The sequence below is a fragment of the candidate division KSB1 bacterium genome, from assembly GCA_022566355.1.
GTDB lineage: Bacteria > Zhuqueibacterota > JdFR-76 > JdFR-76 > DREG01 > JADFJB01.
In genome coordinates, this window is record JADFJB010000003.1 from 92,501 (window position 1) to 93,879 (window position 1,379).

Below are 1,379 nucleotides of genomic sequence, written 5' to 3' on the forward strand. Positions count from 1 at the left end.
GAGTAAAGTTAATCTGCTCAGGGTTAGTCGGCCCCTAAGGCGAGGCCGAAAGGCGTAGGCGATGGGAAACGGGTTAAATATTCCCGTACCACCGTCAAATCAATGATCTTCGGATCTGGAGTCATGGGGTGACGCAGGAGTGAAAGGTTAGCCAGGTGTTGGATGTCCTGGTCTAAGCAAGTAGGAGGGTCTCATTGGCAAATCCGTGAGGCCAACTTCGAGATGCGAATGGGAGGGCCTAGCCCACAAACTGACCCTAATCATACTGCCAAGAAAAGCCTCGGGTGGCAAGATTTGAAGGTGACCGTACCGTAAACGGACACACGTAGGCGTGGAGAAAATCCTAAGGTGCTCGAGATAGCTCTGGTTAAGGAACTAGGCAAAATGACCCCGTAACTTCGGGAGAAGGGGTGCCTCTATTAGGTGAATTCCCTCGCGGAAGGAGCGGAATAAAACGAGCGCAAGGTGGAAGGCGTGCTTCCCCTATATGGGGGATCAGGAGTCGGACAAGTAAGAATACAAGGCCACATCGGGCGTTATCCGGCGCCTTGTCGATCTATGCGGCAACGACAAGAAGATTTCCATCTTTCATGGAAAGAAGACTCTCGAATACGATCTCGCGGAGATGAACTCCGAAACACGGATCATCATCACTGGGACAGGCGCTAGCGCTGAGCACCTTCGGAGGTTTGTCAAGACTGGAGACGAAGAAGAGCTGCGCGATCTGCTGAATGAAGACGAGAACCAGGCGTTGAACGCGATACCTGACCAGATCGAGCGGCGTGTTTCCCGTTTCGCTTCATACTGTCTTCGTGCCATCAAAGCTGCCAAGGGCCAGCATGCTTTCGATTTAGCGTTCATACTCCAACGCATTCTGAACCATCAGAAATTCGGATGGATCACATTCAAGATCCCCGAACATATCGAGAACGCCATTCGTTGGGGCTGCCATACAGAGAAGGACGACGCTGCCTCATGACAGACGCACGAACAGATATTGAGTCTGATACGCTCCTCGACGACGTTGACCACCACTTTCGCGTCCGGGCTGGGCCGGGTCCCGGCCATCTACATCATCGACGAAAGCTCGCCCAACGCCTTCGCCGTCGGCTGCAAGCCGGAGCGGGCGGCGGTGGCGGTGACGTCGGCGCTGCGATCGTGGGACACGCTGATGTGAACATGGTTTCGTTTACCGGTGGGGGTGTCGCCGGTCGCGCAATCGCAGAGGCCTGCTCCAGACGGCTGGCACCCGTGGTGCTGGAACTCGGTGGCAAGTCCGCCAACATCGTCTTTGGTGATGCCGACATCGATCGCGCCGTCGCCGGCGCCATGTTCGCGATTTTTCACTCGGGGGGGCAGTCGTGCATCGCCGGGTCCCG

2 protein-coding genes and 1 other annotated feature (1 of these 3 cut by a window edge) are annotated in these 1,379 nt (G+C 55.9%); both genes read left to right on the top strand.

Features of this window, described 5'->3' with window-relative positions:
* Positions 1 to 543, top strand: a sequence feature (23S ribosomal RNA rRNA prediction is too short); it begins 1,410 nt to the left of the window's first position.
* Positions 544 to 625: 82 nt separating this feature from the next.
* Positions 626 to 979, top strand: coding sequence for a hypothetical protein (locus tag IIC38_01420; GenBank protein MCH8124611.1), 354 nt, complete (start codon positions 626 to 628; stop codon positions 977 to 979).
* On the top strand, positions 895 to 1,379 hold a 485-nt coding region (locus tag IIC38_01425; GenBank protein ID MCH8124612.1), incomplete at its 3' end, for an aldehyde dehydrogenase family protein. The genes IIC38_01420 and IIC38_01425, both read left to right, overlap by 85 nt.